The 19,716-nt window shown below is 69.3% G+C and carries 19 protein-coding genes and 2 pseudogenes; 18 read left to right on the top strand and 3 right to left on the bottom strand.

The window, feature by feature from the left end; genetic code table 11:
• Positions 1–72 precede the first annotated feature (72 nt).
• The 14 genes and pseudogenes from ychF (at position 73) to KKR01S_RS08420 (ending at position 12,460) form a co-directional block, all read left to right on the top strand.
• A complete protein-coding gene (gene ychF, locus KKR01S_RS08480; RefSeq protein WP_061225777.1) occupies positions 73–1,179 on the top strand; it encodes a redox-regulated ATPase YchF in 1,107 nt (368 codons plus the stop codon).
• Between the two features lie 6 nt (positions 1,180–1,185).
• Positions 1,186–3,042 (top strand): HsdM family class I SAM-dependent methyltransferase, encoded by a 1,857-nt coding sequence (locus KKR01S_RS08475; protein ID WP_061225776.1) that lies wholly within the window; start codon positions 1,186–1,188, stop codon positions 3,040–3,042.
• Entirely contained in the window at positions 3,039–4,025 is a 987-nt protein-coding gene (locus KKR01S_RS08470; RefSeq protein ID WP_099049761.1) for a restriction endonuclease subunit S, read from the top strand. Before KKR01S_RS08475 ends, KKR01S_RS08470 begins: the two co-directional genes overlap by 4 nt.
• Positions 4,026–4,034: 9 nt before the next feature.
• Positions 4,035–4,862, top strand: a complete 828-nt coding sequence (locus KKR01S_RS08465) for a TIGR02391 family protein (protein ID WP_061225775.1) — start codon at positions 4,035–4,037, stop codon at positions 4,860–4,862.
• Positions 4,859–6,001: a hypothetical protein gene (locus tag KKR01S_RS10600; protein WP_081101665.1), complete on the top strand. Its 1,143-nt coding sequence runs from the start codon at positions 4,859–4,861 to the stop codon at positions 5,999–6,001. Before KKR01S_RS08465 ends, KKR01S_RS10600 begins: the two co-directional genes overlap by 4 nt.
• A 50-nt stretch (positions 6,002–6,051) precedes the next feature.
• A pseudogene (locus tag KKR01S_RS11560) lies at positions 6,052–6,231 on the top strand (recombinase family protein); the annotation flags it as partial.
• A 17-nt stretch (positions 6,232–6,248) separates the two neighbouring features.
• A pseudogene (locus KKR01S_RS08455) lies at positions 6,249–6,773 on the top strand (alpha/beta hydrolase fold domain-containing protein); the annotation flags it as partial.
• A 29-nt stretch (positions 6,774–6,802) separates the two neighbouring features.
• Positions 6,803–7,810, top strand: a complete 1,008-nt coding sequence (locus KKR01S_RS08450; protein ID WP_061225773.1) for an NAD-dependent epimerase/dehydratase family protein — start codon at positions 6,803–6,805, stop codon at positions 7,808–7,810.
• Between the two features lie 76 nt (positions 7,811–7,886).
• Positions 7,887–8,132, top strand: a complete 246-nt coding sequence (locus tag KKR01S_RS08445) for a type II toxin-antitoxin system Phd/YefM family antitoxin (protein WP_061225772.1) — start codon at positions 7,887–7,889, stop codon at positions 8,130–8,132.
• 9 nt (positions 8,133–8,141) lie between these two features.
• Entirely contained in the window at positions 8,142–8,399 is a 258-nt protein-coding gene (locus KKR01S_RS08440; protein ID WP_061225771.1) for a type II toxin-antitoxin system RelE family toxin, read from the top strand.
• Positions 8,400–8,559: 160 nt separating this feature from the next.
• Positions 8,560–9,615 carry a GNAT family N-acetyltransferase gene (locus KKR01S_RS11555; RefSeq protein ID WP_061225770.1) on the top strand — a complete coding sequence of 352 codons (1,056 nt, stop codon included), beginning with the start codon at positions 8,560–8,562 and terminating at the stop codon, positions 9,613–9,615.
• Between the two features lie 17 nt (positions 9,616–9,632).
• Entirely contained in the window at positions 9,633–10,298 is a 666-nt protein-coding gene (locus tag KKR01S_RS08430) for an alpha-ketoglutarate-dependent dioxygenase AlkB family protein (protein WP_217995742.1), read from the top strand.
• 156 nt (positions 10,299–10,454) lie between these two features.
• A complete protein-coding gene (locus tag KKR01S_RS08425; protein WP_058731345.1) occupies positions 10,455–11,453 on the top strand; it encodes a bile acid:sodium symporter in 999 nt (332 codons plus the stop codon).
• Positions 11,454–11,473: 20 nt separating this feature from the next.
• On the top strand, positions 11,474–12,460 hold the full coding sequence (locus KKR01S_RS08420) for a GIY-YIG nuclease family protein (protein WP_131800601.1): 987 nt from the start codon (positions 11,474–11,476) through the stop codon (positions 12,458–12,460).
• Between the two features lie 42 nt (positions 12,461–12,502).
• Here the strand turns inward: KKR01S_RS08420 and KKR01S_RS08415 are convergent, their stop codons facing one another.
• Both KKR01S_RS08415 and KKR01S_RS08410 read right to left on the bottom strand, forming a co-directional pair.
• The gene (locus KKR01S_RS08415; RefSeq protein ID WP_061225767.1) at positions 12,503–13,153 is read right to left on the bottom strand and encodes a mismatch-specific DNA-glycosylase; all 651 of its coding nucleotides are present in this window, start codon (positions 13,151–13,153) and stop codon (positions 12,503–12,505) included.
• Positions 13,154–13,217: 64 nt separating this feature from the next.
• On the bottom strand, positions 13,218–14,051 hold the full coding sequence (locus KKR01S_RS08410) for an alpha/beta fold hydrolase (protein WP_058731342.1): 834 nt from the start codon (positions 14,049–14,051) through the stop codon (positions 13,218–13,220).
• Positions 14,052–14,143: 92 nt separating this feature from the next.
• On the opposite strand from KKR01S_RS08410, the gene KKR01S_RS08405 reads away from it, so the two are divergent.
• The 3 genes from KKR01S_RS08405 to KKR01S_RS08395 are packed head-to-tail and all read left to right on the top strand — an operon-like array spanning position 14,144 to position 18,288.
• Positions 14,144–15,451 (top strand): condensation domain-containing protein, encoded by a 1,308-nt coding sequence (locus KKR01S_RS08405; RefSeq protein WP_055684496.1) that lies wholly within the window; start codon positions 14,144–14,146, stop codon positions 15,449–15,451.
• 31 nt (positions 15,452–15,482) lie between these two features.
• The gene (locus tag KKR01S_RS08400) at positions 15,483–16,883 is read left to right on the top strand and encodes an MFS transporter (RefSeq protein WP_081046257.1); all 1,401 of its coding nucleotides are present in this window, start codon (positions 15,483–15,485) and stop codon (positions 16,881–16,883) included.
• A 10-nt stretch (positions 16,884–16,893) separates the two neighbouring features.
• The gene (locus tag KKR01S_RS08395) at positions 16,894–18,288 is read left to right on the top strand and encodes an MFS transporter (RefSeq protein WP_058731341.1); all 1,395 of its coding nucleotides are present in this window, start codon (positions 16,894–16,896) and stop codon (positions 18,286–18,288) included.
• Positions 18,289–18,321: 33 nt separating this feature from the next.
• Here KKR01S_RS08395 and KKR01S_RS08390 read toward each other — a convergent pair whose 3' ends face one another.
• Positions 18,322–18,825, bottom strand: a complete 504-nt coding sequence (locus tag KKR01S_RS08390) for a phosphoribosyltransferase (RefSeq protein ID WP_061225766.1) — start codon at positions 18,823–18,825, stop codon at positions 18,322–18,324.
• A gap of 37 nt (positions 18,826–18,862) precedes the next feature.
• On the opposite strand from KKR01S_RS08390, the gene KKR01S_RS08385 reads away from it, so the two are divergent.
• Positions 18,863–19,675 carry an alpha/beta fold hydrolase gene (locus KKR01S_RS08385; RefSeq protein WP_058731339.1) on the top strand — a complete coding sequence of 271 codons (813 nt, stop codon included), beginning with the start codon at positions 18,863–18,865 and terminating at the stop codon, positions 19,673–19,675.
• Positions 19,676–19,716: the final 41 nt, after the last annotated feature.

Raw genomic sequence — 19,716 nt, 5'->3', positions numbered from 1 at the left:
GTCCGGAGCCGGCCGGCACGCGCCGGGAGGGGCGGCGGTGCGGGGCCGGGCGAGCCGGTAGAGTGGGCTGACGTGGCACTGACTATCGGAATCGTGGGACTGCCCAACGTCGGCAAGTCGACCCTCTTCAACGCACTGACCCGCAACACCGTGCTCGCCGCGAACTACCCGTTCGCGACGATCGAGCCGAACGTGGGCGTGGTGAACCTGCCGGATGAGCGGCTGGGGCGTCTGGCGGAGATCTTCCACTCGGAGCGGATCCTGCCGGCCACCGTGTCCTTCGTGGACATCGCCGGGATCGTCAAGGGCGCCTCCGAGGGGGAGGGGCTGGGCAACCAGTTCCTGGCGAACATCCGCGAGGCCGATGCGATCGCCCAGGTGGTGCGCGCCTTCGAGGACCCGGACGTGGTGCACGTGGACGGGAAGATCGACCCGGCCAGCGACATGGAGACCATCAACACCGAGCTGATCCTCGCGGACCTGCAGACCCTGGAGAACGCGATCCCGCGCCTGGAGAAGCAGGTCAAGATCAAGAAGGGCGACCCCGCCCAGCTCGAGGCGTACCAGACCGCTCAGAAGGTGCTGGAGGCCGGGGAGACCATCTTCCGGGGGGCGGCCTCCGCCAAGCTGGACACCGCCCAGCTGCGGGAGCTGAACCTGCTGACCGCCAAGCCCTTCATCTACGTGTTCAACGCCGACGACGCCGTGCTGGCCTCCGAGGAGCGGCAGGCGCAGCTGCGCGAGCTGGTGGCCCCGGCCGAGGCCGTGTTCCTGGACGCCAAGCTCGAGGCGGACATGGTGGAGCTGGACGAGGATGAGGCCCGCGAGATGCTGGAGATGTCAGGGCAGGAGGAATCCGGCCTGGATAAGCTGGCCCGCGTCGGCTTCTCCACCCTCGGGCTGCAGACCTACCTGACCGCAGGCCCCAAGGAGGCCCGCGCCTGGACCATCCGCCAGGGGGACACCGCCCCGCAGGCCGCCGGCGTCATCCACTCCGACTTCGAACGCGGCTTCATCAAGGCCGAGATCGTCTCCTTCTCCGACCTGGACCAGCTGGGTTCCATGGCCGAAGCCAAGGCCGCCGGCAAGGTCCGCATGGAGGGGAAGGACTACGTGATGGCGGATGGGGACGTGGTGGAGTTCAGGTTTGCACCAACGTCTACCGCGACCAAGAAGTAGCGCGTCATGGCTAATGAGCGGATCACCGAAGATCTCGTTGACGAGTGCCTGCGGGCCCTGGACTACTACGCCGACCCCGACGCCATCATCGTCGAGAAGCAGCAGTCGGTCGTGCAGGAGATCCGGAAGGGTCTTTCCAAGGCCTCGAAGTCCGGGAAGGGCAAGGCTGCCGGTTATCCCGAGTTCATCATCACCTCACCCGATACCCCGGACATGGTCGTCCTCGTCGAGTGCAAGGCGGACGTCAGGCACCACGAGTCGCCCAATCGCGACGTGCCCAGGGACTATGCGGTCGATGGGGTTCTTCACTACGCACGGTTCCTCGCGCCCTCCTACACGGTGATCTCCATCGCCGTCTCCGGTACGGCGCGGGCTAACGAGTGGTCGTTCTTCGTGACCCCGAAGGGCTCTACCGAGGAGAAGCCCCTCGTCTCGCCAACAGGAGCCCCGATCACCTCGATGGTCGGGCTCGACGATCTCATCGCTGCGGCATCCTTCGATCCCCAGGTTCAGCGACAGCGTGAGCACGACCTCATCGCGTTCTCGATGGAGATGCACGAGTTCATGCGCGATGAGGCGGAGCTGGAGGAGAAGGAGAAGCCGCTGGCAGTCGCCGGGACGCTGATCGCACTCAAGGACCCGATCTTCGCGCAGACCTATGGCTTCTACCTCGCGACCGAGCTGCCCGAGTTCTGGATCCGTTCGATCAAGCGGGTCATCGACGAGGCGCAGTTGCCGGTCGCGAAGCTCGAGAACATGACCCAGCCGTTCACCGGTATCCAGGTGCACCCGGAGCTGCGCAAGCCGACCAAGGGATATCCCAAGGGCCTGCTGCACGAGATCGTCAAGATGCTTGCTGAGAAAGTCATGCCGTTCCTGACCGTGTACCACGACTTCGACGTCGTGGGCGCGTTCTACGGCGAGTTCCTGAAGTACACCGGTGGCGACGGAAAGGGGCTGGGGATTGTCCTCACTCCTCGCCACGTGACAGAGCTGTTCAGCCTGATCGCCAACGTCTCCAAGGACGACAAGGTCTTGGACATCTGCGCGGGCACCGGTGGATTCCTGGTATCCGCCATGTCCCAGATGATCAAGACGGCCGTGACTGCCGGTCAGGTCGAGGACATCAAGAAGCATCGGCTGATCGGTGTCGAGCAGAACCCCAGCATGTACGCGCTCGGGGCGTCGAACATGATCCTCCGTGGTGATGGGAAGGCGAATCTCTACCAAGGATCCTGCTTCGACACAGCCATCGCTAAGGAGGCCAAGAAGCACCGGGCGAACATCGGGATGATCAACCCGCCGTACGCCAAGTCCAAGGAGGACCTGCACGAGCTCCGATTCGTCGAGCAGATGCTCGACAGCCTCCAGCAGGGAGGCACCGGCATCGCCATCGTCCCTGTCTCCTGCGCGACCGCACCGAGTGCTCACAAGAACAACCTGCTCAAGAAGCACACGCTCGAGGCGGTCATGTCAATGCCGCCGGAGGTCTTCTACCCGGTCGGCGTCATCACCTGCATCATGGTCTTCACCGCGGGTGTTCCCCATGCCAAGTCAGACAGGAAGACCTGGTTCGGTTACTGGCGCGACGACACGTTCGTGAAGGTCAAGAACTTGGGGCGAGTTGATCGTGACCACACGTGGCCGCAGACACGTGACCACTGGGTCGAGATGTTCCGCAACCGTGAGGTGAAGGCGGGCGAGGCCGTCATGCACAAGGTCACCAGCGATGATGAATGGGTTGCTGAGGCCTACATGGAGACCGACTACTCCACCTTGGGTAGGGCAGACTTCGAGCGGGTACTCCTCGATTACGCGGTGTTCTCTTTGACTTCTAGTAGCGGAGAGGGAGGCGAGGAGTGACTACGCTCAACGACTTGTTCGCTGTTGCCTACGGCAACAAGCTTGACATGAACAAGATGGTGAGCACACATCGCTTGAAGGGTGTCGCTTTTGTCGGCCGTATCGGTGGCTTGAACGGCCGCTCTGGTGTGGCTGGCTACGTGGAACGGGTCTCCGGCATCGATCCGTATCCCGCGGGCCTAATCACGGTGGCGCTCGGTGGCTCCCGCCTGCTGTCCTCGTATGTTCAGCAACTGCCGTTCTACACGGCGCAGAACGTCGCGGTGCTGGCACCACGAGATCCCACCATGTCATTGAATCACCGGCTCTATTACGCCATGTGTATCCGGGCGAATGCCTTTCGATACAGCGCCTTCGGGCGAGAAGCGAACCGGACTTTAGGGTCGATCATCGTACCGGACCGGGTGCCTGATTGGGTCGCGACTACGCAGATTCCGACACACGACGGCCTAGCACGTCCCGCAGGTCCTGAGGTAGCACTCGGTGGCACCGACGCGTGGCGCGTGTATAGAGTTCGAGACATCTTCGATATCGCGGCCGGTAAGTACGTCCCTACAGCGCAGAAGGTGTCGGGATCAACACCCCAAGTGACGTCATCCGCGAAGAACAATGGGATTTCTCGTTACCTTGACCTTCAGCCCAACTTCCCGGGTGGCACGATCTCGGTGGCACGTAACGGATCCGTTGGTACCGCTTTCTACCAGCCGTCGCCATACTTCGCGACAGATGACGTCCGTGTCTGGTCGGCTAAGAAGGGGTCGCTATCCACGACTGAAGGGTTGTTCGTGTGCGCAGTTGTCATGCTGGAAAGGTTCCGTTACTCCTATGGACGAAAGTGGAGCATTGCCCATATGAAGGAGACGGAAATTCGGCTTCCAGCAACAACGTCCGGTGAGCCGGACTGGGTCTATATGGACCAGTTCATGCGGGGGCTGCCATTCTCAGCGGCGGTGACAGCTGAGCAAGTCATCGAGACCCCCTGACGGCTTGCCATGACTGCCTCGCCGTTGCCTCCCTGGTCGTACGCCGCTCTCGAAGCCGTTGCTGGCGTGCTCGGTGACACCACGACCGGCCTCACGGGTACCGAGATCGGTGCCCTGCTCGCCCGGTTGAGGATGGCGGACCCGACCCCGTTGGCGTCCAAGAGGAACCGCCTGACCGTGGCCTTCGTCGACCGCCAGAACCTCGACCAGAGCCCGAAGCGCATCATCACCTTCATCGTCCACGCTATGGAGCCGGTGCGCTATCGGGAGCGTCCTGAGCTCTTCACTTTGCGCCAGGACCGGCTCAATGAGCATCTGGCGTTCGTCGGGTTGCGTGTCAACGACGCGGGGAAGGTCGCCAAGGGGGCGACGGCTCAGACGCTCGATGAGGCGTCACGCGTCGCCACGTCGATCCGCGATGAGCTGCGCCGGCGCAACACCCACCCCGACGTCCTGCGGTACTGCTCGGTCGAGGTGCTCAAGAAGGACCACTTCCATGCCTGCCTCGAAGCGACCAAGAGCGTCTTCGACCGCCTGCGGACTCTCACCGGGGCTCAAGGCGACGGTGCGTCGCTCGTGGACACGGCGCTGGCACTAGGGAGGTCAGGCGTCCCGTTGCTGGCGATCAACTCGCTGACGACCCAGACCGAGCGCGATGAGCAGACTGGGCTCGCCAACCTCATCAAGGAACTCAACGGGCTGTACCGGAATCCGACAGCGCATGACCCCCGCTTGAACCGCTTGATCAGCGAGGCTGAGCTGCTCGAAGTGCTGACCATGATCTCGATGGTCCACCGTCGTCTGGACCAGGCGCAAAGAGGTGCGAGGACACCATGACGGACGGTGGAGAGGGTGGTGCGGAGCCCGACGACACACCTGACGACGAACCGGTAGACGAGGACGCGTCGAGCGAGCCGACCCCTGAGGACGTTGCTCCGCTGGACTGGGAACGCCTCACGGAGCGTCTGGGTACCGGGTTGCCGACCGGTTTCACAGGGTCGTTGACCGGCGCGAACAGCCCCTTGGCTCGGACTCTCGAGTCACTACGCGAGTCGATGCGGGGGCAGGTGCTTGACTTGGGCACCTCAATGTCTCGGATCTTGGAGCCGTTCAACGCCACGTGGCGTGCCCACATGGCGGCGATCTATGAATCGCTTCCTCGGTTCACCATCGACGGGGGGCTCTGGTCTAACTCCGGGTTCGCGTCCACATTCAAAGCCGTTCAGGAGCAGCAGCGTGCCCTCCTCACCGGGCTGAGGATCTCGCTAGGACCACTGGACTCCAATCTGCTGCGTGGGTTCAGCCGCTTCCTCCTACCCCCGAACCTGCGTGACTACACGGGCCAGATCAGCGTCAGTCAGGTGAGAACCTTCCTCGAGGAGGAAGGCATCGCCCTATACCTCGTCCCACGGGGACGAACGGCACTGCGACTGCTCCGGGCCGAAGATCGCGCCGCACGTCGGCGCGTCCTCGGCGAGTGCTACTGGACGATCGTCGAGGACTGCGCCACCGTGTTGGAAGGCGTGACCTCTGAGACGGTGACCGCCGAGGTGGCCTTCGTCCTGGATGGAATCGGGGCGATGAGAGCCGGACATCACCGTTCTGCCCAAGCGCTCTTCACCGTGACGCTGGACTCGCTCATCCCTCGCTTCCACCCTGATGTCAGGATCCGGCGAGCGATCACCAATCGCAAGAAGGGAGCCGAGGTCCCAGACGCGATCGACGAGATGAACGTACGTGACGCATTCGTGTGGCTTCCGATCTGGAACGCCCACGAACAGTTCTGGGCGCAGAACGGCGACAGGGTGCCCAACTACTACTCGCGTCATGCGAGCGTTCACGGGGTCTCACCGCGACAGTTCAGCAAGCGCAATTGTGTTCAGGTCCTCATGCTCGTGACCAGTCTCATTGGCTACGCCGACCGCCTTCCCACAGGGCACTACGACAAGGGGAGAGCTCCTCGACCTGAGTCGTGAGCTGGCGAAGCTCAGCCCCCGGGCCTTGAACCACCATCTGACGTACGCTCATGTGGATGCTCATCTCTCAGCTCGACGCCGATCAGGGACCGCGGTCTGTCGCTCTCTACGCCCGCCAGTCCAAGGCCGATCCGAGGGGCATCGACCGGCAGCTCCCGCGCCTTCGTGAGCTCGCCAAGCGTCGCGGGTGGAACGTGTACGACGAATACTTCGACGACGGTGAGTCGGCCTCCAAGCAGCGCGGTCCGACGTCGACCCGACCCGTCTGGCCGTCGCCGGGCAGAGCGCCGGCGGGGGACTGGCCGCAGCGCTGGTGCAGCGCATCCACGACGACGGCGGCCAGCAGCCCGCGGCGCAGTGGCTGTTTTGCCCGATGCTCGATGACCGCACCGCCGCGGACCGCTCCCTCGACGCCATCCGGCACTACCTGTGGAACAACACCTCCAACGCCGTCGGCTGGTCGGCCTACCTCGGGCGGGAACCCGGCGGGGAGTCCGGGCCCGATTACGCGGTGCCCGCCCGCCGGGAGGACTTGACGGGTCTGCCGCCCACCTGGATCGGCGTCGGGGACATCGAGCTGTTCTACGAGGAGGACCGCCGCTACGCCGAGCGGCTGGTCGACGCGGGCGTGCCGACCGTCCTCGAGGTCGTCCCCGGCGCCCCGCACGCCTTCGAGTCTTTCCTCGGCCGGACCCCGGTCGCCAAGGCCTACCTCGCCGCGGCTGAGACCTGGCTCGCCCGGCACCTCCAGACCCCGGCGTCCGAGCGCTGAGAACCCCCTAACGTCAGGAGAACCGCACCATGAGCGTCGTCGTCGTCACCGGAGGCACCGGCTTCCTCGCCGGATGGACCATCCGCCTGCTGCTCGACCAGGGCCACACCGTCCGCGCGACCGTCCGGCAGGAGGCCAAGGGGCAGGCCGTGGTGAAGATGCTGGCCGAGGAAGGGATGAGCACGGAGAAGCTCTCCTTCGCCACCGCGGATCTCGGGTCGGCCGCCGGCTGGGCCGAAGCCGTCGAGGGGGCCGACGTCGTCCTGCACACCGCCTCCCCGCTGAGCGGCGAGAATCACCAGGACCCGAGCCTCGTGCCGATGGCCGAGGCCGGAACCCGCCACGTCCTGGACGCCGCGATCGCCGCCGGGGTGGACAAGGTCGTCATGACCTCCTCGGCCGCGGCGGCCTACCCCAGCCGCGCCGACCTCGGGCGGACCATCGACGAGACCTACTGGACCGACCCGCAGGACCGGCGCATCACCCAGTACATGCGATCGAAGGTCGTCGCCGAGAAGTCGGCCTGGCAGATCATCGCACGGCAGTCGACGACGACCCTCACCACGATCCTGCCGGGGGCGATCCTCGGGCCGTTCATGGGCGGGCGCGGATCGAGCACGGACCGGCTGTTCACCAGCATCCTGCGCGGGGCACCCAGCCCCAAGGCCACCTACCACGCCGTCGACGTCCGCGACCTCGCCGCCCTGCACCTCTTGGCCATGGCCGACGAGCAGGCCGACGGGCAGCGGTTCCTCGCCCAGCCCGGGCGGATCACGATGCCGCGGATGGCCCGCCTACTCAAGGACAGTCTCGGCGAGCAGGGCCGGAGGGTCAGGACGATGACGATCCCCGACGTCGTCATCCGGCTCGGCGCCCGCCTCAGCCCGACCATGGCGGTGATGAACACGCTGATCGGCCCGCAGCCGACCTACGACGCGACCAAGGCATCCCGCCTCCTCGGGTGGCAGCCCCGCCCCGTGGAGGACACCGTCTTCGACGCCGCCGACTACCTCCTGGACCACGGGCTGGTGGGGTAGCGACCTTCGCGGAGGGGCACGACGTCGTCCTTCCGACCCCTGGAGTGCAACATGTACAAGTTGTACGATTCTGATTATGACGTCAGTGACCTTGTCTCAGTTCCGGAGTCAGCAGAGTGACTACATCGCCGCGGCTCAGCGTGAGCCTGTCGAGATCACCTCCCGCGGGGCAGGGCGCCGCGCGGTGGTCGTCTCCCCGGAGTTCTATGACCGCGCGATACGGGCCCTGGAAGATCAGGCGGACATCCGTGCCGCAGCGCAGGCGCGTAAGGAGACGGCGCGCATCTCCCACGAGGAGCTCCTGCGCGAGCTCGATCTCTGAGTCTCTTCGATGGCCTACGCGATCAACTACGTACCATCAGCGGCGAAATCGATCTGGAAGCTCGATCGGCCGGCGGCTCGCCGGGTGCTCGCGGCGATCGATTCCTTGGCCGATGAGCCACGTCCTCTCGGATATATCCAGCTGAAGGGTGGAGGCGGTGCGTTCCGCATACGCGTGGGTGACTATCGCATCATCTATGACACCTACGATGAAGAACTCGTGATCCTCGTTCTCAGGGTCGGGCACCGCCGAGAGGTGTACCGATGAACGACTCCGTGCCGGCACACCGGCGAGGAGACGGCCCACTCCTTCCCGCTCCTGCCGATGCCCGTCGACCCGTGGTCGCCGACGTCGGCGCAAGCGCTGATGAGGACGAGCGCCGCGCTTTGCTCTGAAAAACCCATACGCTGCGGCGTACCGTAGATTCATGACTGGCCCTCCATACATCCTCGGCGCACTGACCTGGCGGGACCTGCACTCCCCGAATTTCCTCGCCCTCCTGCACCGGGCGGCTGAGCTGCCGGAAGCCGAGCTTCAGCGGATCCGCGATGAAGAGCTTCCCGGGATGGAGCTCCTTGCCGCGCGCAGACGGGATGAGCTCGTGGGGTTCGCCGCCGCCAGCATCCGGCCCCAGCAGATCGAGCTGGAATACCTCGCTGTAGCGCAGGACGCGACCGGTGATGGCATCGGCTCAGGACTGGTCAGTCGCCTGCGAGAAGCCCACGGGGGCGTACAGTTCGTCGCCCACACGGATGACGACGCCGTGGACTTCTACCGTCGCCTCGGTTTTCGCATCTCCGCGGCGGCGGATCCACGGTGGCCGACCAGTCGTCGCTATCGCTGTGAGCTACCGGCCCGTTCCACCCTGGCATCCTCCCCGAGGCCTCTGCCGTCTGGCGGCGGCGAGATCCCGGGAGGCTCCGGGATCTCGATGGTCGACGAGGGCCCGTGGAAAGCTGATTCTCTGCTCGCCCACCGCACCCTGGACACTCCGCTCGGTCTGCTGCTGCTGGCGGCCACACCCCGCGGGCTGGTGCGGGTCGCCTTCGAGCAGCAGGGATTCGACGACGTGGTGGAGCAGCTGACTCGACACCTCGAGGGAGCCACCGACGCCGCCGAGACCGCCCCGCAGGCCCGGGACCATCTGGACTCAGCTGCGGCTCAGCTCGGGGAGTATTTCACCGGGCGGCGCCGGGACTTCCACCTGCCCCTGGACCGCAGCCTCTCCACCGGCTTCGCCGAGCGGGTGCGCCGGGGCCTTCAGCGCATCCCCTTCGGCGTCACCCGCACCTATCGCCAGCTCGCTGAGAGGACGGGCAACCCGAAGGCTGTGCGCGCCGTCGGCACAGCGTGCGCCTCCAACCCGCTGCCGGTCATCGTGCCGTGTCACCGGGTCGTGCGCAGCGACGGCGGACTCGGCGGCTACGTCGGCGGACTGGAGGCCAAACGCACCCTGCTCACCCTCGAAGGCACGGACGCGTGAACTCGACCAGCCCCGGCCTGTTCGGCGACGACGCGCTGGCCCGACCCGCCGTCGAGCTGCCCGACGGCGCACACCACGTCCCCGGCTGGCTGACGCTCGACCAGCAGCGGTGGCTGGTCGCACGGTTTCGGGAGTGGGCCGCGGGCCCCGTCCCGCCGCGAGCGGCCAGCATCCGCGGACATGAGATGAGCGTGCGCACCGTGTGCCTGGGCTGGCACTGGCGCCCCGCGGGCTACACCCGGGAGGCCGTGGACGTGAACGGCCGGCGGGTCCTGCCGGTGCCGGACTGGATGGTGCGCATGGGTCAGCAGGGCCTCGCGGCCGCCACCGGGGACGACGCCGCGGCCCGCACCTACGTGCCGGACACCGCCCTGGTCAACTACTACGACGACGCCGCGCGCATGGGCATGCACCAGGACAAGGACGAGCGCTCCTCCGCCCCGGTGGTCTCCGTATCCATCGGGGACACCTGTCTGTTCCGCTTCGGCAACACCGAGACCCGCTCCCGCCCGTACACAGACCTCAGGCTGGCCTCCGGGGACCTGTTCGTCTTCGGTGGCCCCTCCCGCTTCGCCTTCCACGGGGTGCCGCGCATCTTCCCCGGCACGGCACCTGCCGACTGCGGCCTGGAGACCGGGCGCATCAACATCACCCTGCGCGTCACCGGCCTGTCCGAGGGCTGACCGGGGCCGCCCGCCGTCGAGGTGTCGGTGCTGTGCTGAGATGCGGCGTTTGTGTTGAGATGCCGCACGGCGGGCCGCATCTCAGCACGAACCCCGCACCTCAGCAAGAACCCCGCACCTCAACCGATCCCCCTGCATGCCGCGGAGCGTGTCACCATGGGTGTCATGACGGCGGGGCAGTGGGCGCAGCGGCACCAGGTGTGGGTGTACCTGGCGGCCGTCGCGCTCGCGGCGGGCATTGGAGTCTTAGTGCCCGACGCCGCGGGTCCGGCGGAAGCGGCCCTGACGCCCCTGCTCGGTCTGCTGCTGTTCCAGACCTTCCTCGGCGTGCCGGTCGCGCGCCTGAGCGCTGGGCTGCGGGACCGGCGATTCCTGCTGGGGTTGGCCCTCGTGAAAGCCGTGATCGCCCCGGCCCTCGCGGTGCTGCTGGCCCTCGTGCTGGTCCCGGATCCGGCGCTGCGCGTCGGGGTGCTGTTCGTGCTCCTGGCGCCGTGCGTGGACTGGGTGCTGGTCTTCGCGGGGATGGCCGGCGGGGATCGGGCCCGACTGCTGGCCGCGACCCCGCTGCTGCTGTCCGGCCAGATGCTCCTGCTGCCCCCGGCCCTCGCCCTCCTGGCCGGCCCGCAGGCCGCGGGAACGGTGCGGGCCGGGCCCTTCGCGGAGGCCTTCGCGGTGCTGATCCTCCTGCCGTTGCTGGCCGCCGTCGCCGCTCAGACGTGGGCGGCCCGACGCCGGTCCGGGGCCCGTGCGGTCGAGGTGGTGGAGGCCGGGATGGTGCCGACCACCGCCCTGGTGCTGGCCGCGGCGGTGCTCTCCCAGATCGGGCAGGTGCTGCCGATGCTGGGTCGTCTGCTGGGGCTGGTGCCGGTGTATCTGCTGTTCGCCGTGGTGATGACGCTGCTGGGAACGCTGGCGTGCCGGGTGCTGCGCCTGGATGCCGCGGGTGCGCGGGCGGTGGTCTTCAGCGGGGTGGCCCGCAACTCCCTGGTGGTGCTGCCCCTGGTGCTGGCCCTGCCCGCCGAGCTGTCCGCTGCCGCCCCCGCGGTGGTGGTGCAGACCCTGGTGGAGCTGCCATTCCTGCTCCTGCTGCTGCGCGCGGCTCCCGGCCTGCTGCCCGCGGGTACCCGGGCCCCCGCCCCGACGCCTCCCCGCTGACATGGGCGAGAATGGGCGGCATGGAATCCAGGAGCCCGTCATCCCGCTTCACCCGGTGGGTTCTCGACGACGCAACAGCACTCGCTGCGATCCTGGAGCCGGACAGACCCAGGATGGGCATCTACATCCTCGAGTTCTCCGATGGAGAGCGCTACGTCGGACAGACCGTGGATCTGCTGTCGCGTTTCGCCTCCCACCGACGTCGCTGGCCGGGGGAGATCGTCGCGGTGAGCTTCCTGCCCGCAGAACGGGAACGGCTCAACCAGATCGAGAGAGACGTGATCTCCCGACTCGCCGCGCAGGGGGTGTCGCTGCGCAACATCGATCTGGTCAGCCTCCCTCTGCGCTCGGATGCCCTCGACGTGCTGGTGGATCGGCAGGAGCAGGCCGAGTGGCTGGATGGACGGACGGAGCCATGCGTGATCGGGGACCGCGCAGCGTCCGCGGGGCGTCGCCGCCGCGCTCGCTCGGGGTATGAGCGGCTGCGTCGGCAGGATGCTTTCGACGACGTCGTCGCGATGCTTGCCTGCTACGTTCGGCGCTGCCTGCCCTGGCCCCATGTGACAGAGGGTCGCTTCTGGGTGATGACCGCTCTGCCCTCTACGGGGCGCCGTCCGGACTGGCGGCGGCTGGCGGCGATCAGCGTGAACAACGTGGAGACTCTGGTGATCGGGGAGGCCCTCGGGGATGGCCGATCACGGATCGAGGGATTCATCAACGTCGCTGCGGACACCGACGTCGCCGTCCTGGACCCCGGCGTTCATCAGGAGGTCTCCTACGGACCCGTCGGAGCAGTGCGGCAGATCTTCACGGATACCCCGGACGAGCTGGCCGCAGTGCTGGCTGCTCCTGAGCTCGCCGGGGGAGCGGCGCGGCTGGCGATGGGGCTGCTGCGCAAGGGACCGAGCATGTTCGCCCGGTTCCACAACGACCATCTCGCCGATGACGTCTTCTGTTCCATCGCCGAGCAGCTCGAGGAGTCCCCGGACCCCGGCGTCCACCGCTGAGATACCGTACGGCGGGCCGCCTGTCAGCGGGAACTCCGTCCGTCAGGCCAGGTCCGCCTCCCAGACGGCCCGCCACTTCTCGGCCAGGGTGTGCACGGTCTCGTGGGCGTTCAGGCCGCTGGGCTGGGGCACCACCCACAGGGCCACGTCCTCCGGCCAGTCCTCGATCTCGGCGACGTCCTGGCGGCCCAGGGCGGCCTTCGGGCGGCGGAAGGCCGTGCGGAAGGCGGTGATACCGGCGACCGCGACCCGCTCCGGGCGGTACTCGCGCACCAGCCGCACCAGCTCGGCCGCACCGTCGCGCAGCTCCTCGCGGCTCAGCTCATCTGCACGGACGCTGGCCCGACCCACCAGGTTGGTCATGCCCAACCCCCGGCGCAGCAGATACTCCTCGTCCTGCTCGCTCAGTCCCCGCGAGGTGTCCAGGCGATACTCGGTCACCCCGGCCTCGTGCAGCGAGGGCCAGAAGCGGTTGCCCGGCCGGGCGAAGGGCGCGTTGACGGCGGCGGACCACAGACTGGGGTTCACCCCGACGATCAGCATCCGCATCCGCCGCCCCGCGTAGGGCCCGTAGGGCAGCACGTCATCGCGGGCGTGCGGGTCATCCGTGGCGAAGCGCTCCAGGTCCGCGCGGGTGGGCTTGGCCCCGCCCATCGGGGAGGGCCGGCGGCGGGATCGGAACTCGGTGCTCATCCTCCCACCCTAGAGCGACGCCGCCGCACGACGCCGGGCGCCCGGCCCCCACCCGGCAGGTCGGCTACACAGCGGCCTCGTCGTTCCGGGCGACGTCGGCGCACAGCACCTCCGGCCAGGCGCTGACCTCCTCACGGGTCGCGGCTACCTTCAGGTCCACCGTCGGGAGGGTCTCGGCGAGGATCTGCGCCGTGGAGACCGGGTGGGCCCGGTCCCGCACCCAGGCCAGCACGGTCACGGGCACGTGCACCTGGGCGATGTCCGCCAGGGACGGCAGATCGGAGGTCCCGGCGCCCTCGAAGACGTAGGGCAGCAGCGCGGGGTCCACGTCCGGGACGGTGCGGGGGGCCTCGGGCTTGGCCGGGGGCTGCGGCCCGTCCAGCCCCGCGGTCACGAAGGCCTCGACCCCGTGGCGGCGCACCAGCTCCCCGGCCGCCCGATACTCCTCGGCCTTGCGGGCGCGGGTGGCCCACGCGGTGGGCGGCAGCATCAGGGTCAGGCCGGTGAAGCGCTCGGGGTCCCGGATCGCCGCGTACAGCAGGGTCGCAGCACCCATGGACTGCCCGACGCCGTGCACCGCCTCCCCGGGGAAGATCCCCTCCAGCAGCCGCAGCAGGTCATCGGCCAGCACGGGCCAGCGGTAGTCGCTGGGCATGGGGCGCCCGGTGGATCGCCCGTGCCCGCGGGCGTCGTAGCGCAGCAGCCGGGTCCCGCTCAGGCCCCGACCCAGATCCAGGCCGAGGGTGCGGTCCCGGGCGCGGGAGGAGGTCAGGCCGTGCAGCTGGACCACCGGGTGCCCGCCCTCGTCGCTGAGCTCCCACGCCAGCCGCGCCCCGGGGACGGGGAACCCGCCCTCCGTGATCACCGTGGCACCGCGTCGTTCCTGGTCAGCGTCCATCGCGCCTCATCTCCCGCTCTCACCCGGTCCGTCCGTCCACCGTTCGGGATGCGCTCGCGCGCCCGCCCGATGCTTCTGGTTAAGTTACCCCCATGCGCTTGACCAACATCACCCGCCTGCGGCTGCCCTTCGGGCGCCTCATGGGCTACGACGTCGCGGTCTCCGCGCCGGGCCGTCAGCTGCCGATCTCCTTCGACCAGCAGCGCCACGTCGGGGCGGGGGAGCGTCCCGGGTCCTGGATGGCCCTGACCTTCACCCTGCCGGGCCCGGTGCCGCGGGAGCGGCTCAGCGACGCCTGGCTCGCGGTCATCGCCCGACACCAGACCCTGCGCACCGTCTTCCTGCCCGGCGAGCCGGGGGAGGGCCCCCATCTGCACGCCGTGGAGGTGGGTCCCGGCGCCTGGCGCGAGCACGAGATCGCCCCCGGGCAGGAGGTCAACGCCGCCCTCGGGGAGGTCTTCGACGCCGCGTGCACCCCATACGCCCGGCCCTCGCACCGGCTGTGCGTGGTGGAGACCGCCGCCGGGCCCACGGTGGCCATCGCCGCGGACCACGCCCACGTGGACATGTGGTCCATGCTGGTGATCCTGCGGGACTTCCTGGCGGCCCTGCGGGATGCGGAGGCCTCCGCGTCCGACGCGGCGCGGACCGGGCCGCGACCCGCCGTGCTCGGCTTCCCGGAGCACACCGCGGCCCTGGAGCGGATGCCGCCCGCCCCGCCGGAGATCGCCCAGCGGTGGGCCGAGATCCTGGGGCACGCCAACCAGTCCATGCCGCGCTTCCCCCTGCCGCTGGGGGATCCCCGGCACCAGCCGGAGCGGGTGGAGGTGCGGGAGATCCTCGACGTCGCGGGGCTGGCCGCCTATGCCGCCCACGCCCGGGAGGCCGGAGTCTCCTCCCTGGCGCAGACCGTCTCGGTGATGACCCGCATCACCCGGGAGCTGGCGGGGATCCCGCTGCGCGCGGTGTTCCCCGTGCACTCCCGCTACGACGAGACCTGGCACGATTCGGTCGGCTGGTTCATCACCAACTCCGTCCTGGAATCCCCGGATCCGGAACCCGCGGCGTGTGCGGCGGCCGTGAAGGAGGCGGTGCGCCTGGGCTCCTGGCCGCTGCGGCCCATCCTGGCCCCGTGGGGCGGGATGCCGGAGACCCCGGGGATGTTCGCGATCTCCTGGCTGGACCTGCGCCGCCTGCCGGTGCAGGTGGAGAACGCGGCGAGCCTGGAGGCCCAGTACGTCTCCGCCGCGATCCGCACGGACGGGGTGATGATCTGGTTCATCCTCAGCGAGGACGGGGCGCACCTGCGCTGCCGCTACCCGGACTCCCCGCAGGCCCGGGAGTCGGTGGGCGGGTGGCTGGACGCTCTGGTGGCGGGCATGCAGGAGCTGGCCGCCTGAGACCCCGCGGCGCCGCGATACGGTGGGCCCCATGTCCTTCACCCGCCGCCTCCACGTCAAATGGGCCATCTGGGCCGTCGGGGTCGCCGCCTACCTGCTCGCCCTGATCAACCGCAGCTCCTTCTCCGCGCTGGGGCCGGTGGCCCAGGAACACTTCGGGGCCGAGGCCACCGCCCTGTCCTCCTTCGTGTTCCTGCAGCTGGTGGTCTACGCCGTGTGCCAGATCCCGGTGGGGGTGTGCCTGGACCGCTTCGGCGTCTCCTGGGTGGTGGCCACCGGGATGCTCGTGATGTCCGCGGCCCAGCTGCTGCTGGCCGCCGCCGACGCCGTCCCGGTGGCGGTGCTGGCCCGCATCCTGCTGGGTGCCGGTGACGCCTGCATCTTCACCTCGGTGGTGCGCCTGGTCGCGGAGTGGTTCACCCCGCGCCAGATGCCGGTGGTCAACCAGATCACGGGGCTGGCCGGACAGGTGGGGCAGCTGCTGGCCGTGGCACCCCTGGCCCTGGCCGTGGGGGCCTTCGGCTGGTTCGCCGGCTTCGCCGGGCTGGCCGCCCTCGGCGCGGTGGTCCTGGTGCTGGTGGTGCTGTTCCTGCGGGAGGGCCCGGGGGCCGCGACCATCGCCGAGCGCATCACCGGGCGCGGCCGGGAGATCCTGACCACCCCGGCGCCGGTGCCCACCGACACCGGGGCGCTGATCATCACCGAGGTCCTGCCGGTGGTGGGGCCCGGCTCCTCCGGGGTGCTGCCCGCGGTGCGCTCGCTGATCCGGCGCCCGGGCATCCGGCTGGCCTTCTGGATCCACTTCGCCACGATGTTCTCCCCGGACGCGTTCCTGCTGCTGTGGGGCACCCCGTTCCTGACCGGTGGCCTGGGCTACTCCGATGCGGCCGCGCACGCGGTGCTGAACATCGCCGTGATCGCCTCGATGGTCGGGGCGCTGGCCTTCGGCCCGGTGATCTCCCGCTTCTCCGGGCACCGGGTGCAGCTGGCCCTGGGCGGGGTCGGGCTGATGGCCGGGTCCTGGATCGCGCTGCTGGCCTGGCCCGGGCCCGCGCCCTTCGCGCTGACCGCGCTGGTCGCCGTCGTGATGGCCATGGGCATCCCGCTGTCCATGATCGCCTTCGACGTCGTGCGCTCCCACGCCCCGGCCCGCCAGCGCGGGGTCGCCACCGGACTGGTGAACATGGGCGGGTTCACGGCCGCGCTGATCACGGTCCTGGGGGTCGGCCTGCTGTTGGACGCGCAGGGGGCCGGGACCCCGCAGACCTACTCCCTGCAGGCCTTCCGCGTGGCCATGGCGGTGCAGCTGCCGCTGTGGCTGCTCGGCGGGATCATGATCGCCGTGGAGCGCCCGCGGGCGCTGCGGGACCTGCAGCGGCATCGCCGCGGATCCCGCCCGCCCGAGGCGCCGCAGCCTCGTCCCGCCCCGTAGGGTGGAGCCCATGCACGAGTCCGTCCCCGCCTCCGGCATCGCCGCCCAGCCCCCGTCCAGGAAGTGGATCATCTGGTCGGTGGGCCTGGCCGCCTACCTCGTCGCGGTGATCAACCGCAGCTCCTTCTCCGCGCTGGGCCCGGCCGCCCAGGAGCACTTCTCCGCGGAGGCCACGGCCCTGTCCGTGTTCGTGGTCGTGCAGCTGGTGGTCTACGCCGGCTGGCAGATCCCCGTAGGCATCCTGCTGGATCGCTTCGGGATCAGCACGGTGATCGCCGCGGGTACCGCAGTGATGGCGGTGGGGCAGCTGCTGCTGGGGGCGACGGACAGCATCCCCCTGGCGATCCTCGCCCGCCTCCTCGTCGGCTCCGGGGACGCCTGCATCTTCACCGCCGTGGTGCGCCTGGTCCAGGACTGGTTCACGCTCGGGCAGATGCCCGTGGTCAACCAGCTCACGGGCTTATCCGGGCAGGTCGGTCAGCTGCTGGCCGTCGCCCCGCTGGCCGCGCTGGTCGCGGGGCTGGGCTGGTTCGCCGGCTTCGCCGCCCTGGCCGCGGTGGGGGCCGCGGTGCTGGTGCTGGTGCTGCTGGTCCTGCGCGACGCCCCCGGGGCCGGCACCATCCTCGAGCGGATCACCGGGGCCAACCGCACCACCGGGCGGGACGTGGCCGCGGCCCGGGCGGGGCAGCGCACCGACTCGGTGGTCACGGACGTGCTCCCGGTGATCGGCCCGGAATCCACCGGGGTGCTGCCGGCCATGCGCTCGCTGGTGCGCCGGCCCGGGGTGCGCCTGGCCTTCTGGATCCACTTCTCCACGGTCTTCGCGATGCACAGCTTCATGCTGCTGTGGGGCACCCCGTTCATGACCGGCGGCCTGGGCTACCCCGAGGCGACCTCCCACCTGGTGCTGAGCCTGACCGTGGCGGCGTCGATGGCCGGGGCGGTGCTGCTGGGGCCGGTGATCTCCCGGTTCTCGGCCCACCGGGTGTGGATCGCGGTCGGCGGGACGACGGCGATCCTGCTGTCCTGGGTGCTGGTGCTCGCCTGGCCGTGCTCCGCCCCGGTGCCGGTGATGAGCCTGGCCGTGGTGTGCACGGGCCTGGGCGGGCCGCTGTCGATGATCGCCTTCGACGTCGTGCGCACCCACGCCCCGGTGCGCCAGCTCGGGGTGGCCACGGGCCTGACCAACATGGGAGGGTTCACGGCCGCGCTGACCACGGTCCTGCTGGTGGGGGTCCTGCTGGATGCGCAGGGCGCCGGGACCCCGGAGACCTACTCCTCCGCGGCCTTCCGCTGGGCGATGGCCGTGCAGGTGCCGGTGTGGCTGCTGGGCCTGACGATGATGCTCATCGAGCGACCCAAGGCCCGCCGGGAGCACCTGAAGCGGCTGCACCGGGCCCGCTGAGCACCGGACGGGACCGGGCAGGAGCGGGCGGGGTCAGGAGCGGGCGGTGACCGGGGGCTCGGCGGACCAGGGGAACACGATCCACTGGTCGGTGCGCTTCCACACGTAGTCGGGGGAGACCACCGAGCGGGGCTTGGAATAGATCACCGCGGAGCGGACCTCGGCGTCGTAGCGCTGCAGCAGCTGGACCACCAGGGCCAGGGTGCGCCCGGAATCCGCGACGTCGTCCACCACCAGCAGCCTCTTCCCCGCGATGGACTCGGTGTCCAGCATCGGGGCCAGCAGCACCGGGTCCGGCAGGGTCTCGGCGACGTCCGTGTAGAACTCCACGTTGATCGCGTCCGAGAGCTTCACGCCCAGCGAATAGGACAGCGCCCCGGCCGGCAGCAGCCCGCCGCGGGCCACCGCGATGATGATGTCCGGGACGAAGTCGGAGTCGGCGATGGTCTGCGCCATCTGCCGGGAGAAGGTGCCGAAGGCCTCCCAGGTGAGGATCTCCTTCTTGGTCAGCTCTGCGGAGTCTGCGTGATAAGCCATGGGAAGAGTGTAGACGCCGGGTCGGTACCCTGGAGCCATGAGCACCTCCGCCGCCGTCGACCCCGCCGCCGTGCACCTGGCCTCCACCCGGGTGGGCTCCGGGCCGCGGCGCGTGGTGTTCCTGCACGGGCTGTTCGGGCGCGGCCGCAACTTCACGAGCATCGCCCGGCAGCTGGGCCAGGAGTGCACGAGCCTGCTGGTGGACCTGCCGGATCACGGCGCCTCGGACTGGGTCCCGGAGATCTCCTACCCCCTGATGGCCGACGCCGTGGCGGCACACCTGCGGGCCGACTTCGCCGCCGATGGCCCCGTGGACGTCGTCGGGCACTCCATGGGCGGGAAGACCGCGATGCAGCTGGCGCTGCGCCACCCGGATCTCGTGCAGCGCCTGGTGGTCATGGACATCGCCCCGGTCCAGCCGCGCGAGACCCGCGGGAACTCCGCCGAGCTGCTGGACGCGCTGCTGGGCCTGGACCTGCAGACCCTGGGCTCCCGGGCCGAGGCCGACGCCGCCCTGCAAGCGGCGATCCCGGCCGACGGCGTGCGCTCCTTCCTCCTGCAGAACCTGCGGCGCGGGGCCGAGGGCTGGGCGTGGCAGCCGGACCTGCGCGGCCTGCGCGAGCGGCTGCCGGTGCTCATGGGCTGGCCCGACACCGACGCCGAGCCGTATCCGGGTCCGGTCCTGTGGATCACGGGGGAGCGCTCCGACTACGTCACCGCCGAGGACCGGGAGCCGATGGCGGCCCTGTTCCCGCGGGTGCGCCGGGTGGTCATCAAGGGCGCCGGGCACTGGGTGCACGCGGATCGCCCGGCCGAGGTGCTCTCCGCCCTGCGCGTCTTCCTGACCTGACCCGCATCCCCCGACCGTCCCGTCCCACCCCGAAGGAGCAT

The sequence above is a fragment of the Rothia kristinae NBRC 15354 genome (genome assembly GCF_001570865.1).
Lineage (GTDB): Bacteria > Actinomycetota > Actinomycetes > Actinomycetales > Micrococcaceae > Rothia > Rothia kristinae.
This window is presented reverse-complemented; position numbering and strand designations above follow the sequence as displayed.

What these genes read in the sequence shown, in the direction of transcription:
- KKR01S_RS08440 (WP_061225771.1), top strand. Translation starts at nt 8,142, where the DNA reads ATGGCCTACGCGATCAACTACGTACCATCAGCGGCGAAATCGATCTGG.
- KKR01S_RS11555 (WP_061225770.1), top strand. Translation starts at nt 8,560, where the DNA reads ATGACTGGCCCTCCATACATCCTCGGCGCACTGACCTGGCGGGACCTG.
- KKR01S_RS08405 (WP_055684496.1), top strand. Translation starts at nt 14,144, where the DNA reads ATGCGCTTGACCAACATCACCCGCCTGCGGCTGCCCTTCGGGCGCCTC.
- KKR01S_RS08390 (WP_061225766.1), bottom strand. Translation starts at nt 18,825, where the DNA reads ATGGCTTATCACGCAGACTCCGCAGAGCTGACCAAGAAGGAGATCCTC.
- KKR01S_RS08410 (WP_058731342.1), bottom strand. Translation starts at nt 14,051, where the DNA reads ATGGACGCTGACCAGGAACGACGCGGTGCCACGGTGATCACGGAGGGC.
- KKR01S_RS08465 (WP_061225775.1), top strand. Translation starts at nt 4,035, where the DNA reads ATGACTGCCTCGCCGTTGCCTCCCTGGTCGTACGCCGCTCTCGAAGCC.
- KKR01S_RS08475 (WP_061225776.1), top strand. Translation starts at nt 1,186, where the DNA reads ATGGCTAATGAGCGGATCACCGAAGATCTCGTTGACGAGTGCCTGCGG.
- KKR01S_RS08395 (WP_058731341.1), top strand. Translation starts at nt 16,894, where the DNA reads ATGCACGAGTCCGTCCCCGCCTCCGGCATCGCCGCCCAGCCCCCGTCC.
- KKR01S_RS08400 (WP_081046257.1), top strand. Translation starts at nt 15,483, where the DNA reads ATGTCCTTCACCCGCCGCCTCCACGTCAAATGGGCCATCTGGGCCGTC.
- KKR01S_RS08445 (WP_061225772.1), top strand. Translation starts at nt 7,887, where the DNA reads ATGACGTCAGTGACCTTGTCTCAGTTCCGGAGTCAGCAGAGTGACTAC.
- KKR01S_RS08425 (WP_058731345.1), top strand. Translation starts at nt 10,455, where the DNA reads ATGGGTGTCATGACGGCGGGGCAGTGGGCGCAGCGGCACCAGGTGTGG.
- KKR01S_RS10600 (WP_081101665.1), top strand. Translation starts at nt 4,859, where the DNA reads ATGACGGACGGTGGAGAGGGTGGTGCGGAGCCCGACGACACACCTGAC.
- KKR01S_RS08450 (WP_061225773.1), top strand. Translation starts at nt 6,803, where the DNA reads ATGAGCGTCGTCGTCGTCACCGGAGGCACCGGCTTCCTCGCCGGATGG.
- KKR01S_RS08420 (WP_131800601.1), top strand. Translation starts at nt 11,474, where the DNA reads ATGGAATCCAGGAGCCCGTCATCCCGCTTCACCCGGTGGGTTCTCGAC.
- KKR01S_RS08385 (WP_058731339.1), top strand. Translation starts at nt 18,863, where the DNA reads ATGAGCACCTCCGCCGCCGTCGACCCCGCCGCCGTGCACCTGGCCTCC.
- KKR01S_RS08415 (WP_061225767.1), bottom strand. Translation starts at nt 13,153, where the DNA reads ATGAGCACCGAGTTCCGATCCCGCCGCCGGCCCTCCCCGATGGGCGGG.